A 14,532-nucleotide genomic window follows, 5' to 3' on the forward strand; every position below is an offset into this window, starting at 1 on the left:
AAGCAGCTCAAGTTCCTTGCCCGCCGGTGATCCCGGCGGGCAGGATCACGTCGGCCCCTTGACCCGGACCGCATGATCTTCCCCACACCCTGAGACCCACCCTGAAACGTCCCAGTAGACCCTCTCGGATCGATCCGGGGAAGCCCCTTGCACGCCAGCCCCGTACCATAGGACATAGCCGTGGCGCGTCCGCCCGGCGGGCGTAAGAGGAACTGACGCCGATTCCCACGATCCGAGAGAAGCGCAAGCCACCCATGCCCACGCGCCACGACATCCGTAACGTCGCCATCGTCGCCCACGTCGACCACGGCAAGACGACCATCGTCGACGCCATGCTCAAGCAGGCCGGTGCCTTCGCCGCCCACCAGCAGCTCGACGACCGCATGATGGACTCGAACGACCTGGAGCGTGAGAAGGGCATCACGATCCTCGCCAAGAACACGGCGGTGAAGTACCACCCCAAGGACGGCGGGGCCCCGATCACGATCAACATCATCGACACCCCCGGCCACGCCGACTTCGGTGGCGAGGTCGAGCGCGGTCTGTCGATGGTCGACGCCGTCGTCCTCCTGGTGGACGCCTCCGAGGGTCCGCTCCCGCAGACCCGCTTCGTGCTGCGCAAGGCCCTCCAGCAGCGCAAGCCCGTCATCCTCTGCATCAACAAGACGGACCGCCCGGACTCCCGGATCGACGAGGTCGTCAACGAGACCTACGACCTCTTCCTGGACCTGGACGCCGACGAGGACCAGATCGAGTTCCCGATCGTCTACGCCTGCGGCCGTGACGGCATCGCCTCGCTGACCAAGCCGGAGGACGGCACCGTCCCGCAGGACTCCGAGAACCTGGAGCCCTTCTTCTCCACGATCCTGGAGCACGTCCCGGCCCCGTCGTACGACGAGGAGGCTCCCCTCCAGGCCCACGTCACCAACCTGGACGCCGACAACTTCCTCGGCCGCATCGCGCTGCTCCGCGTCGAGCAGGGCGAGCTGCGCAAGGGCCAGACGGTCGCGTGGATCAAGCGGGACGGCACGATCTCCAACGTCCGCATCACCGAGCTGATGATGACCGAGGCGCTCACCCGCAAGCCCGCCGAGGTCGCCGGCCCCGGTGACATCTGCGCCGTCGCCGGTATCCCCGACATCATGATCGGCGAGACCCTGGCCGACCCGGAGAACCCGATCGCGCTTCCGCTGATCACGGTCGACCAGCCGGCCATCTCCATGACCATCGGTACGAACACCTCGCCGCTCGTCGGCCGCGGCGGCACCGGCAAGGGCGCCGAGGCCAAGTCGGCGGTCAAGGACCGCAAGGTCACCGCCCGCCAGGTGAAGGACCGCCTGGACCGCGAGCTCATCGGCAACGTCTCGCTCCGCGTCCTCGACACCGAGCGTCCGGACGCCTGGGAGGTCCAGGGCCGTGGTGAGCTCGCGCTCGCCATCCTGGTCGAGCAGATGCGCCGCGAGGGCTTCGAGCTCACCATCGGCAAGCCCCAGGTCGTCACCAAGGAGGTCGACGGCAAGATCCACGAGCCCGTCGAGCGCCTCACGGTCGACGTGCCCGAGGAGCACATGGGCGCCGTCACCCAGCTCATGGGCGTCCGCAAGGGCCGCATGGACAACATGTCGAACCACGGCTCCGGCTGGGTCCGCATGGAGTTCGTCGTCCCGTCCCGCGGCCTGATCGGCTTCCGTACGGAGTTCCTCACCAACACCCGCGGCACCGGCATCGCCCACTCGATCCACGAGGGCCACGAGCCGTGGTTCGGCCAGCTCCAGACCCGTAACAACGGCTCCCTGGTCGCCGACCGCGCCGGCGCGGTCACCGCGTTCGCGATGACCAACCTCCAGGAGCGCGGCGTCCTGTTCACCGACCCCGGCACCGAGGTGTACGAGGGCATGATCGTCGGCGAGAACTCGCGCTCCGACGACATGGACGTGAACATCACCAAGGAGAAGAAGCTCACGAACATGCGGTCCTCGTCGGCCGACTCGTTCGAGGCGATCGTCCCGCCGCGCAAGCTCTCCCTGGAGCAGTCCCTGGAGTTCTGCCGCGACGACGAGTGCGTCGAGGTGACCCCGGAGGCCGTCCGCATCCGCAAGGTCGTCCTGGACCAGAAGGAGCGCAGCCGCTCCGCCTCGCGCGCCAAGAACGCCTGAGCCGCGCCCGGCGTGACGGCCGGGAGCAGCAGCGCCGAGAACGGCTGAGCCGCATCTCACACGAAAGGCCTGGCCACTCGCACACTGTGCGAGTGGCCAGGCCTTTTTCGTCAAACGCATTGCCCGCTCCGAGCGTCCGGATTCCGGTCATCGCTCTCCGGTACGTGTGTTAACGGTCCGTTTCGCGGGTGTCTGTCTGTGCTCAGTTTGTCCGGATTTCGGTATCTGGGGCCTTGGTGATGTTGTCAAAACGAGACCACTTAAGTGTGGTTTACAGCCCGGGCGTACTTAATAGTTGGCTCCATTGAGCTCGGGTCAATGGGTCACGCACTGTGGGGAGTGCCGACTCACGAGCACACTCGGGGTACCGGGGGATCAACGCCGTCAGGGGTGTCGGCAGGTCTCGAAGTGCCCTTCTTGTAGTGACAAGTGGACTCATGAGGAGGAAACCCATGCGCGGTGCCAAGAGCGCCAAGTGGGTAGCGGGCGCGATCATCGTCGCCCTGGCTGCGACCGCCTGTGGCGGGGGCAAGGACGACAAGGGCACGGACGCCGGGGGCAAGGTCGACCCGAACGGCATCTTCTCCATCGAGGTCGGTGAGCCGGAGAAGCCGCTGCTCACCGGTGACACGATGGAGTCCAACGGCTCGATCGTCATGGCTGGTCTGTTCTCGACGCTCGTCGACTACAAGGCCGACGGCTCGCTCGAGATGATCAACGCCGAGTCGGTCACCACCACCGACTCGAAGCTGTGGACCGTCAAGCTCAAGAAGGGCTGGAAGTTCCACGACGGCACCCCGGTCACCGCCAAGTCCTTCGTGGACGCGTGGAACTGGAACGCCAACGTCGAGAACGCCCAGGGCCTCGCCTCCTGGTACGCGGACATCGCGGGCTTCGAGAAGGTCCACCCCGAGGCGGAGGGCGCCAAGCCCACCTCGAAGACCCTCGACGGTCTGAAGGTCGTCGACGAGAGCACCTTCACCATCGAGCTCGCGAAGCCGGTTCCGTACTTCGCCCACAAGCTCGCCTACATCTCCTTCGCGCCGCTCCCGGAGTCCTTCTTCAAGGACCCGAAGGCCGGCGGCGAGAAGCCGGTCGGCAACGGTCCCTACAAGTTCAAGAGCTGGGACCACAAGAAGCAGATCGAGATCGTCCGTTACGACGACTACCAGGGCCCGAACAAGGCGAAGAACGGCGGTGTGGTCTTCAAGAACTACACCACCCTCGAGGCCGCCTACGAGGACCTGAAGTCGGGCAACGTCGACGTCCTGCGCCAGATCGCCCCGAAGGACCTGCCGGTCTACCGCCAGGACCTCGGCGAGCGTGCCGTGGACCAGCCGTACTCCTCGATCCAGACGCTGGCCATCGCGTTCTACGCCGACCAGTGGAAGACCCCGAAGCCGGTCGACCCGAAGGTCATCCAGGGTCTGTCGATGGCGATCGACCGCGCCACCATCACCAAGACGGTGCTCAACGGCACCCGCGAGCCCGCCACCGGCTGGGTCGCCAAGGGCGTGCTCGGCTACCAGCCGAACGCGGTCGAGGTCACCAAGTTCGACCCGGCGAAGGCCAAGGAGCTCATCGCGGCCGGCGGTGGCGTCCCGAACAACAAGATCTCCATCCAGTTCAACGCCGACGGCGGCCACAAGGAGTGGGTGGACGCGGTCTGCAACTCCATCACCCAGGCCACCAACGTCGAGTGTGTCGGCGACAGCAAGCCGGACTTCCAGGCCGACCTGACGGCTCGTAAGAACCAGCAGGTCAAGTCCCTGTACCGCTCCGGCTGGGTGCTGGACTACCCGGTGAACGCCAACTTCATCTCGGACCTGTTCCGCACGGGTGCGGGCGGCAACCAGGGCGGCTTCTCCAACAAGGAGCTGGACGCCAAGATCGCCAAGGCCGACTCCGCCAAGACCCTTGAGGAGTCCGTCAAGGAGTACCAGGCGATCGAGAAGGACCTGGTGAACTACATGCCGTCCATCCCGCTCTGGTACTACAAGGTCAACGCGGGCTTCTCGGAGAAGGTTTCCGGCGTCGCCTACGGCCAGGACGGCGACCCGATCCTGACCGGCGTCGAGGTCAAGCAGAAGTAATCACCCGAGCGTAGTCCGCATGCCGTCACGGGACTGACGGATCGTCAGTCCCGTGTGCGGTGCCTTACGCAGTGGCTGGGGGGCCCTTCCGTGGCATCACGCTGTCCGAATCCGGGCAGCCATGTCGTGGGAGGGCCCGTCGGCTGCGGCCGTCACATCTCAACGGAGGCATGATGGGGCGCTATGTCGCACGACGACTGCTCCAGATGATCCCGGTCTTCTTCGGGACAACCCTGCTGATCTTCCTCATGGTCTACAGCCTGCCCGGCGACCCCGTGGCCGGTCTGTTCGGCGACAAGGGCGCGAGCCCTTCGACCATCGAGGCGATCAGACACAAGCTCGGTCTGGACCAGCCACTGTGGAAGCAGTACTGGGATTACATGAGCGGCATCATCCTGCACTTCGACTTCGGGACGCAGATCCGCAACGATCGCCCCGTGACCGAGGTTCTGGGCGACGCGTTCCCGGTCACGCTCCAGCTGGCCGCCATGGCCTTCGTGTTCGAGCTGATCTTCGGCATCGGCCTCGGCATCATCGCCGGCCTCCGCGCCGGCCGCCTCGCGGACAACGCCGTTCTCCTCTTCACCCTGCTGATCATCTCGATCCCGGTCTTCGTGCTGGGCTTCTTCATCAAGATGATCTTCGCGGACAACCTGGGCTGGATCGCGCCCAACGTCAGCAACGAGAACCTGTGGTCCGAGATGATCGCCCCAGCCGTCGTGCTCGGTGGTCTCTCACTCGCCTACGTGGCCCGGCTGACCCGCACCTCCATGGCGGAGAACCTGCGCGCCGACTACATGCGTACGGCGATCGCGAAGGGCCTCCCGAAGCGCCGCGTCATCGGCGTCCACCTCATGCGCAACTCGATGATCCCGGTCGTCACCTTCCTCGGTACCGACATCGGCGCCCTCATGGGCGGCGCGATCGTCACCGAGCGCATCTTCAACGTGAAGGGCGTCGGTGGTCTGATCGCCGAGTCGATCACCCGGCGCGAGGGCACGACCCTGGTCGGTCTCGTCACCGTCCTGGTGCTCGTCTACCTGATCACCAGCCTGCTCATCGACCTGCTGTACGCGGTCCTGGACCCGAGGATCCGGTATGCCTGACGTGACCAAGACCGCCGCTGCCGTCGACGACACCGTCGCACCCCCCTCGGTGACGGAGCCGAAGGAAGCGCCGAAGCAGGACAAGGCCCGCTCCCTCTGGGGCGACGCCTGGGCCGACCTCCGCCGCAACCCGTACTTCCTCGTCTCGTCGGTGCTGATCGCCTTCCTGCTGCTGATCGCCGCCTGGCCCACCCTCTTCACGAGCGCCTCGCCCACCGCGGGTGACCTGGTGAAGCACTTCCTGGGCAAGCCGGAGCTGGGGAACATCGGTTCCGAGGGCTGGTTCGGCTACGACCAGCAGGGCCGTTCCGTCTACGCCCGCCTGATCCACGGCACGCGTGCCTCGATCATCGTCGGCATCTGCGTCACCGCCATCGTCACCGTCCTCGGCGGCCTGATGGGCATGATCGCCGGCTACTTCGGCGGCGTCTGGGACGCGGTCCTCTCCCGGATCACCGACATCTTCTTCGGCATCCCGTTCCTGCTCGGCGCCATGGTCGTCCTGCAGTCCTTCACCGAGCGCACGGTCTGGGTCGTCGTCGGCGCCCTCGCCTTCCTCGGCTGGACCCAGATGGCCCGCGTCATGCGCGGTGCCGTGATCACGGTCAAGCAGGCCGACTACGTGCACGCGGCCAAGGCCCTCGGCGCCGGCACCACCCGGATCCTCTTCCGGCACATCCTGCCGAACGCCATGGCGCCGCTGATCGTCGTCGCCACCATCGCCCTCGGCGGCTACATCTCGGCCGAGGCGACCCTGTCCTACCTGGGCCTCGGCCTCGCCGCCCCGACCGTCTCCTGGGGTGTCGACGTCTCCACCGCGGTCGACCAGATCCGCGTCGCTCCGCACGTGCTGCTCTGGCCGTCGATCATGCTGAGCATCACCGTCCTGGCGTTCATCATGCTCGGCGAAGCCGTTCGCAACGCCCTCGACCCCAAGCTGCGCTGAGGAGGGCGTAAAACGTGAGCACCATGAACAAGACCGCGTCCGTCCCGACGCCGCGCGAGAGCGCCGAGCACAACGGGCCGCTGCTCGAAGTCAAGGACCTGCACGTCGAGTTCCACACCCGTGACGGTGTGGCCAAGGCGGTCAACGGCGTCAACTACTCGGTGAGCGCCGGCGAGACCCTCGCCGTCCTCGGCGAGTCCGGCTCCGGCAAGTCCGTCACCGCCCAGGCCATCATGGGCATCCTCGACATGCCGCCCGGCCGGATCCCCAAGGGCGAGATCCTCTTCCGCGGCGAGGACATGCTCAAGATGGCGGACGAGGAGCGCCGGAAGATCCGCGGCCGCAAGATCGCGATGATCTTCCAGGACGCGCTCTCCTCGCTGAACCCGGTCCTCACCGTCGGGTACCAGCTCGGCGAGATGTTCCGCGTCCACCAGGGCATGTCCAAGAAGGAAGCCAAGCTCAAGGCCATCGAGCTGATGGACAAGGTCAAGATCCCCGCCGCCAAGGCGCGGGTCGGCGACTACCCCCACCAGTTCTCCGGCGGTATGCGCCAGCGCATCATGATCGCCATGGCGCTCGCCCTGGAGCCGGACCTCATCATCGCCGACGAGCCGACCACGGCCCTCGACGTGACGGTCCAGGCCCAGGTCATGGACCTCCTCGCGGAGCTCCAGCGCGAGTACAACATGGGCCTGATCCTGATCACCCACGACCTCGGCGTCGTCGCCGACGTCGCGGACAAGATCGCCGTGATGTACGCCGGCCGCATCGTCGAGCAGGCGCCCGTCCACGAGCTGTACGCGCGCCCCGCCCACCCGTACACCCGGGGTCTGCTCGACTCGATCCCGCGCCTGGACCAGAAGGGCCAGGAGCTGTACGCGATCAAGGGCCTGCCGCCCAACCTGCTCAAGGTCCCCACGGGCTGCGCCTTCAACCCGCGCTGCCCCAAGGCCACCGACCTCTGCCGTACGGAGATCCCGGCCCTGGTGCCGGTCACCGAGCAGGACGGCGCCGATCTGCCGGGCCGCAAGAGCGCCTGCCACTTCTGGAAGGAGACGATCCATGGCTGACCTCAGCAAGAACGACGAGGCCGTGGCCGCCGCCCTGGACGTCCCCGTCCAGCGTGGGGAGCCGATCCTCCAGGTGCGCAACCTGAAGAAGCACTTCCCGCTGACGCAGGGCATCCTCTTCAAGAAGCAGGTCGGTGCGGTCAAGGCCGTGGACGGGGTCTCCTTCGACCTCTACCAGGGCGAGACCCTCGGCATCGTGGGCGAGTCCGGCTGTGGCAAGTCCACGGTCGCCAAGCTCCTGATGAACCTGGAGCGGGCCACCGCGGGCGAGGTCTTCTACAAGGGCCAGGACATCACCAAGCTGTCCGGCCGTGCCCTGAAGGCCGTCCGCCGGAACATCCAGATGGTGTTCCAGGACCCGTACACCTCGCTGAACCCGCGCATGACGGTCGGCGACATCATCGGCGAGACCTTCGACATCCACCCCGAGGTGGCCCCGAAGGGCGAGCGGCGCCGCAAGGTGCAGGAGCTCCTCGACGTCGTCGGTCTGAACCCGGAGTACATCAACCGGTACCCGCACCAGTTCTCCGGCGGTCAGCGCCAGCGCATCGGCATCGCCCGCGGCCTCGCGCTCAACCCGGAGATCATCATCTGCGACGAGCCGGTCTCGGCCCTGGACGTCTCCGTCCAGGCGCAGGTCATCAACCTGATGGAGAAGCTCCAGGACGAGTTCAACCTGTCCTACGTCTTCATCGCGCACGACCTGTCGATCGTCCGGCACATCTCGGACCGCGTGGGCGTCATGTACCTCGGCAAGCTCGCCGAGATCGGTACGGACTCGGAGATCTACGACCACCCGACGCACCCGTACACCCAGGCGCTGCTCTCCGCGGTGCCGGTGCCGGACCCGCAGGCCCGTGCCAACCGCGACCGGATCATCCTCACGGGCGACGTGCCCTCGCCGGCGAACCCGCCGTCGGGCTGCCGCTTCCGCACCCGGTGCTGGAAGGCCCAGGAGAAGTGCTCCACCGAGGTCCCGGTCCTGGCGATCCCGGAGCGCTTCCGCGGCCAGGACACCCTCGCGGCCCACGAGTCGGCGTGCCACTTCGCCGAGGAGCGGGACGTCGTCCACGCGGGCTGACGGACCGTGACTGCCTGAAGGACGGTCCCGAAGGACCAGGGCCCCTCGCACCCCCGCCGGGTGCGGGGGGCCCTTCCGCGTCCTCGCGCCCGGTCGCGTACTCCCTTGGGTGCCATGAAAGTGCACAACCGTCAATATCGGGTGATATTGAGCCCTAAGTCATGCTTAGGACAATCGGGAGGCACTCCATGCGCGGAGCCACGCACGCCAAGTGGGCCGCACTGGCCACCGCCGTCGCCCTCGCGGCGACCGCCTGCGGCGGCGGTGACGACAGTGGCGGCGGAGGGGCCGACGGCGTCGTGAGCTCCTCCTGGGGAGACCCGCAGAACCCGCTGGAACCGGCGAACACCAACGAGGTTCAGGGCGGCAAGGTCCTGTCGATGATCTTCCGCGGGCTCAAGCAGTACGACCCGAAGACCGGTGAGGCCAAGGACTGGCTCGCCGAGAAGATCGAGACGACAGACTCGACCAACTTCACCATCACCGTCAAGGACGGCTGGACCTTCTCCAACGGCGAGAAGGTCACCGCCCAGTCCTTCGTCGACGCCTGGAACTACGGCGCCCACCTCAAGAACAACCAGAAGAACGCCTTCTTCTTCGGCCAGATCGAGGGCTACGACGAGGTCCACCCCGAAAAGGGCGAGGCCACCGCCGAGACCATGTCCGGCCTCAAGGTCACCGGCCCGCAGACCTTCACGGTGAAGCTCTCCCAGAAGTTCTCGACCTGGCCGGACACCCTCGGCTACGCGGCCTTCGCGCCGCTCCCCAAGGCGTTCTTCGACGACCACGACGCCTGGCTGTCGAAGCCCGTGGGCAACGGCCCGTACACCATCGACTCGTACTCCAAGGGCTCCCAGATGGAGCTCAAGCGCTGGGACGACTACCCCGGTGAGGACAAGGCCCAGAACGGCGGCATCACCCTCAAGGTCTACACGGACAACAACACCGCGTACACCGACCTGATCGCCGGCAACCTCGACCTCGTCGACGACGTCCCCGCCGCCCAGCTGAAGAACGTCTCCGCCGACCTCGGCGACCGGTACATCAACGTCCCGGCCGGCATCATCCAGACCCTCTCCTTCCCGTTCTACGACGACGCGTGGAACAAGCCGGGCCAGGAGAAGCTCCGCCAGGGCCTGTCGATGGCCATCGACCGCGAGCAGATCACCGAGACGATCTTCCAGAAGACCCGTACCCCCGCCGTCGACTGGACCTCCCCGGTCCTCGGCGAGGAGGGCGGCTTCAAGGACATCTGCGGCGACTTCTGCAAGTACGACGCCGCCGAGGCGAAGAAGCTGGTCACCGAGGGCGGCGGCATCCCCGGCGGCACCATGAAGATCTCGTACAACGCCGACACCGGCTCCCACAAGGAGTGGGTGGACGCCGTCTGCAACTCCATCAACCGGGCCCTCGGCAACAACACGGCCTGCGTCGGCAACCCGATCGGCACCTTCGCCGACTACCGCACCCAGGTCACCACCCAGAAGATGACCGGGCCCTTCCGGGCCGGCTGGCAGATGGACTACCCGCTGATCCAGAACTTCCTGCAGCCGCTGTACTACACCAACGCCTCGTCCAACGACGGCAAGTACACCAGCGAGGAGTTCGACAAGCTCGTGGACCAGGCCAACGCCGAGTCCGACATCCCGAAGGCCGTCGGGCTCTTCCAGCAGGCTGAGGAGGTCCTCCGCGACGACATGGGAGCCATCCCGCTCTGGTACCAGAACGGCAGCGCCGGCTTCTCCGACCGGGTCGAGAACGTCACCCTCAACCCGTTCAGCGTCCCGGTCTACGACCAGATCAAGGTCAAGTGACGTCGTCGTAGGCCGGTGGCGCACGGCCCGGCACGCGGACCCCCGCGCCGGGCCGTACGTCTTCCCCCTCCCTGGAGGTTTCCGTGGGTCGATACGTGATCCGGCGGCTGCTGCAGATGATCCCGGTCTTCTTCGGCGCCACGCTGTTGATCTTCCTGATGGTGAACGTGATGGGCGATCCCATCGCCGGACTCTGCGGCGACCGCGCCTGCGACCCGGCGACCGCCGCCCGTCTGAGGCAGGAGTTCGGCCTCGACAAGCCCGTCTGGCAGCAATACCTGACCTACATGGGCAACGTCTTCACCGGCGACTTCGGCACCGCGTTCAACGGGCAGCCGGTCACCGAACTGATGGCCGCCGCCTTCCCGGTCACCATCCGGCTCACCATCGTCGCCATCTTCTTCGAGATCGTCATCGGCATCAGCCTCGGCGTCATCACCGGCCTCAAGCGCGGCCGCCCCATCGACACCACCGTCCTGCTGCTGACCCTGGTCGTCCTCTCCGTCCCCACCTTCGTCACCGGCCTGCTCGTCCAGCTGCTGTTCGGCGTGAAGTGGGGCTGGATCGACCCGGCCGTCTCACCCGCCGCCACCTTCGACGAACTGATCGTCCCCGGCCTGGTCCTCGCCTCGGTCTCGCTCGCGTACGTCACCCGGCTCACCCGCACCTCGATCGCCGAGAACAAGCGCGCCGACTACGTCCGCACCGCCGTCGCCAAGGGCCTCCCGCGCCGCCGGGTCATCAGCCGCCACCTGCTGCGCAACAGCCTCATCCCGGTGGTCACCTTCATCGGCGCCGACGTCGGCGCGCTCATGGGCGGCGCCATCGTCACCGAACGGATCTTCAACATCCACGGCGTCGGCTACCAGCTCTACCAGGGCATCGTCCGGCAGAACACCCAGACCGTGGTCGGCTTCGTGACGATCCTCGTCCTGATCTTCCTGCTGGCCAACCTCCTGGTGGACCTCCTGTACGCCGTCCTTGACCCGAGGATTCGCTATGCCTGAGCCGCTCGAACCGCTGGAAGAGGGTCGCGCGATCGCCGCGACCGGCGCCGGGGGAGCCACCGACCTCGCCATGGAGGAGGCCGAGACCCTGGAGAAGAACCCGGCCGGCCCCCAGGGCACCGGACCGGACAACAAGCCCCGCTCCCTCTGGTCCGACGCCTGGCACGACCTGCGCCGCAACCCGATCTTCATCATCTCCGGCCTGATCATCCTCTTCCTGGCGATCATCGCGATCTGGCCGTCCCTGATCGCCTCCGGCGACCCCCTCGACTGCGACCTCTCCAAGGCCCAGGAGGGCTCCCAGCCCGGCCACCCCTTCGGCTTCAACGGGCAGGGCTGCGACGTCTACACCCGCACCGTCTACGGAGCCAGGGCCTCCATCCAGGTCGGCGTCTTCGCCACCCTCGGCGTGACCCTCCTCGGCGCCACCCTCGGCGGCCTCGCCGGCTTCTTCGGCGGCGCCTGGGACGGCATCCTCTCCCGGATCACCGACATCTTCTTCGCCATCCCCGTCGTCCTCGGCGGCCTGGTCCTGCTCTCCGTCGTCAGCAACAACACCGTCTGGCCCGTCATCGGCTTCATGGTGCTGCTCGGCTGGCCGCAGCTCTCCCGGATCGCCCGCGGCTCGGTGATCACCGCCAAACAGAACGACTACGTGCAGGCCGCCCGCGCGCTCGGCGCCTCCAACTCCCGGATGCTGCTCCGGCACATCACGCCCAACGCCCTCGCGCCCGTCATCGTCGTCGCCACCATCGCCCTCGGCACCTACATCGCCCTGGAGGCGACCCTGTCCTTCCTCGGCGTCGGCCTGAAACCGCCGACGGTCTCCTGGGGCATCGACATCTCCTCGGCCTCGCCGTACGTCCGCAACGCGCCGCACATGCTGCTCTGGCCCTCCGGCGCGCTCGCGATCACGGTGCTCGCCTTCATCATGCTCGGCGACGCCGTCCGCGACGCCCTCGACCCGAAGCTGAGGTAGGCATCCATGCTGCTCGAAGTGCGCGACCTGCACGTGGAGTTCCACACCCGCGACGGGATCGCCAAGGCGGTCAACGGCGTCGACTACTCCGTCGACTCGGGGGAGACCCTCGCCGTCCTCGGCGAGTCCGGCTCCGGCAAGTCCGTCACCGCCCAGGCCGTCATGGGCATCCTCGACGTGCCCCCCGGGAAGATCACCGGCGGCGAGATCCTCTTCCAGGGCCAGGACCTGCTGAAGCTCAAGGAGGAGGAGCGCAGGAAGGTCCGCGGCGCCAAGATGGCGATGATCTTCCAGGACGCGCTCTCCTCGCTCAACCCCGTCCTCAGCGTCGGCGAACAGCTCGGCGAGATGTTCGTCGTCCACAAGGGAATGAGCAAGAAGGACGCCCGCGCCCAGGCCGTCGAGCTGATGGACCGGGTCCGCATCCCCGCCGCCAAGGAACGCGTCGGCCAGTACCCGCACCAGTTCTCCGGCGGCATGCGCCAGCGCATCATGATCGCCATGGCGCTCGCCCTCGAACCCGAGCTGATCATCGCCGACGAGCCCACCACCGCCCTCGACGTCACCGTCCAGGCCCAGGTCATGGACCTGCTCGCCGAACTGCAGCGCGAGTACAACATGGGGCTCATCCTCATCACCCACGACCTCGGCGTCGTCGCCGACGTCGCCGACAACATCGCCGTCATGTACGCCGGCCGGATCGTCGAGAAGGCCCCCGTCCACGAGATCTACAAGGCGCCCGCCCACCCCTACACCCGCGGCCTCCTCGACTCGATCCCGCGCCTGGACCAGAAGGGCCAGGAGCTGTACGCGATCAAGGGCCTGCCGCCCAACCTGCTCGCCATCCCGCCCGGCTGCGCCTTCAACCCGCGCTGCCCGATGGCCCAGGACGTCTGCCGCACCGACGTGCCCCCGCTGTACGAGGTCACCGAGTCGCCCGTCCCGCGCTCCAGCGCCTGCCACTTCTGGAAGGAGTGCCTCCATGGCTGAGGCGATTCTCGAGGTCCGGGACCTGCACAAGCACTACCCGCTGACCCAGGGCATCCTCTTCAAGAAGCAGGTCGGCGCGGTCAGGGCCGTCGACGGCGTCGACTTCGACCTCGCCGCCGGCGAGACCCTCGGCATCGTCGGCGAGTCCGGCTGCGGCAAGTCGACGGTCGCGAAGATGCTGGTCAACCTGGAGAAGCCGACCTCCGGCTCGATCAAGTACAAGGGCGAGGACCTCACCAAGCTCTCCCCGCGCGCCCTCAAGGCCGTCCGCCGCAACATCCAGATGGTCTTCCAGGACCCGTACACCTCGCTCAACCCGCGGATGACGGTCGGCGACATCATCGGCGAGCCGTACGCGATCCACCCCGAGGTCGCGCCGAAGGGGGACCGGCGCCGCAAGGTCCAGGACCTGCTCGACGTCGTCGGCCTCAACCCCGAGTACATCAACCGCTATCCGCACCAGTTCTCCGGCGGCCAGCGGCAGCGCATCGGCATCGCCCGCGGCCTCGCCCTCCGGCCCGAGATCATCGTCGCCGACGAGCCGGTCTCCGCCCTCGACGTCTCCGTCCAGGCGCAGGTCGTCAACCTGCTCGACCGGCTCCAGTCCGAGTTCTCCCTGTCGTACGTCTTCATCGCCCACGACCTGTCGATCGTGCGGCACATCTCGGACCGCGTCGGCGTCATGTACCTCGGCCGGATCGTGGAGATCGGCACCGACTCCCAGATCTACGACCACCCCACCCACCCCTACACCCAGGCGCTGCTCTCCGCGGTGCCCGTCCCCGACCCCGAGGCCCGCGTCCACCGCGAGCGGATCATCCTCACCGGCGACGTGCCCTCCCCGGCCAACATCCCCTCCGGCTGCCGCTTCCGCACCCGCTGCTGGAAGGCGCGGGAGCGGTGCGAGCTGGAGGTCCCGCTCCTCGCCGTCCCGGCCGTCTTCCGACTCACCGACAGCCCCGCCAAGCACGACTCCGCCTGCCACTTCGCCGAGGAGAAGCAGGTCGTCCCGCCGGAGGAGTCCCTCGCCCACCCGGACCCCCTGGAGGAGGGCCCGGCCCCGGTGGAGGCGGCCCGGGAGGCCGCGGGGCACCCCGGGAGTCCGGGGGAGCCTCCGGAGGAACCGGGTCCGGAGGGACCGGAGCCTGGGGAGCCGGGTCCCGGGGAGCCTCCCGAGGAGCCGGGCAGCCCGAAGACGCTGTAGCGCCGGGCCGCTTAACGCCTCGGCAATCACCGAGTATCGGATCCGATATACGAATACTGGATCCTGTCGGACATGCGGCCCGT

Annotated in this window: 11 protein-coding genes; all 11 read left to right on the plus strand. The window is 67.4% G+C overall.

The window, feature by feature from the left end; all coding sequences use genetic code 11:
* Window positions 1–254: 254 nt before the first annotated feature.
* Window positions 255–2,156, plus strand: a complete 1,902-nt coding sequence (gene typA, locus ABZ621_RS19070) for a translational GTPase TypA (RefSeq protein ID WP_030747228.1) — start codon at window positions 255–257, stop codon at window positions 2,154–2,156.
* Window positions 2,157–2,608: 452 nt separating this feature from the next.
* On the plus strand, window positions 2,609–4,249 hold the full coding sequence (locus ABZ621_RS19075; protein ID WP_360605908.1) for an ABC transporter substrate-binding protein: 1,641 nt from the start codon (window positions 2,609–2,611) through the stop codon (window positions 4,247–4,249).
* Between the two features lie 173 nt (window positions 4,250–4,422).
* The gene (locus ABZ621_RS19080; protein ID WP_360606120.1) at window positions 4,423–5,355 is read left to right on the plus strand and encodes an ABC transporter permease; all 933 of its coding nucleotides are present in this window, start codon (window positions 4,423–4,425) and stop codon (window positions 5,353–5,355) included.
* On the plus strand, window positions 5,348–6,301 hold the full coding sequence (locus tag ABZ621_RS19085; protein ID WP_360605910.1) for an ABC transporter permease: 954 nt from the start codon (window positions 5,348–5,350) through the stop codon (window positions 6,299–6,301). The genes ABZ621_RS19080 and ABZ621_RS19085 overlap by 8 nt, the downstream gene beginning before the upstream one ends.
* 14 nt (window positions 6,302–6,315) lie before the next feature.
* A complete protein-coding gene (locus tag ABZ621_RS19090; protein ID WP_360605912.1) occupies window positions 6,316–7,374 on the plus strand; it encodes an ABC transporter ATP-binding protein in 1,059 nt (352 codons plus the stop codon).
* Window positions 7,367–8,455, plus strand: a complete 1,089-nt coding sequence (locus tag ABZ621_RS19095; protein ID WP_360605914.1) for a dipeptide ABC transporter ATP-binding protein — start codon at window positions 7,367–7,369, stop codon at window positions 8,453–8,455. The genes ABZ621_RS19090 and ABZ621_RS19095 overlap by 8 nt, the downstream gene beginning before the upstream one ends.
* Window positions 8,456–8,643: 188 nt before the next feature.
* The gene (locus ABZ621_RS19100) at window positions 8,644–10,269 is read left to right on the plus strand and encodes an ABC transporter substrate-binding protein (RefSeq protein ID WP_360605916.1); all 1,626 of its coding nucleotides are present in this window, start codon (window positions 8,644–8,646) and stop codon (window positions 10,267–10,269) included.
* A gap of 83 nt (window positions 10,270–10,352) precedes the next feature.
* Window positions 10,353–11,276: an ABC transporter permease gene (locus ABZ621_RS19105; protein WP_360605918.1), complete on the plus strand. Its 924-nt coding sequence runs from the start codon at window positions 10,353–10,355 to the stop codon at window positions 11,274–11,276.
* On the plus strand, window positions 11,269–12,255 hold the full coding sequence (locus ABZ621_RS19110; protein WP_360605920.1) for an ABC transporter permease: 987 nt from the start codon (window positions 11,269–11,271) through the stop codon (window positions 12,253–12,255). The genes ABZ621_RS19105 and ABZ621_RS19110 overlap by 8 nt, the downstream gene beginning before the upstream one ends.
* 6 nt (window positions 12,256–12,261) lie before the next feature.
* The gene (locus tag ABZ621_RS19115; protein ID WP_360605922.1) at window positions 12,262–13,245 is read left to right on the plus strand and encodes an ABC transporter ATP-binding protein; all 984 of its coding nucleotides are present in this window, start codon (window positions 12,262–12,264) and stop codon (window positions 13,243–13,245) included.
* The gene (locus tag ABZ621_RS19120; RefSeq protein ID WP_360605924.1) at window positions 13,238–14,449 is read left to right on the plus strand and encodes a dipeptide ABC transporter ATP-binding protein; all 1,212 of its coding nucleotides are present in this window, start codon (window positions 13,238–13,240) and stop codon (window positions 14,447–14,449) included. The genes ABZ621_RS19115 and ABZ621_RS19120 overlap by 8 nt, the downstream gene beginning before the upstream one ends.
* Window positions 14,450–14,532: the final 83 nt, after the last annotated feature.

Origin of the sequence: Streptomyces sp. NPDC007863 (assembly GCF_040633895.1) — a bacterium.
Lineage (GTDB): Bacteria > Actinomycetota > Actinomycetes > Streptomycetales > Streptomycetaceae > Streptomyces.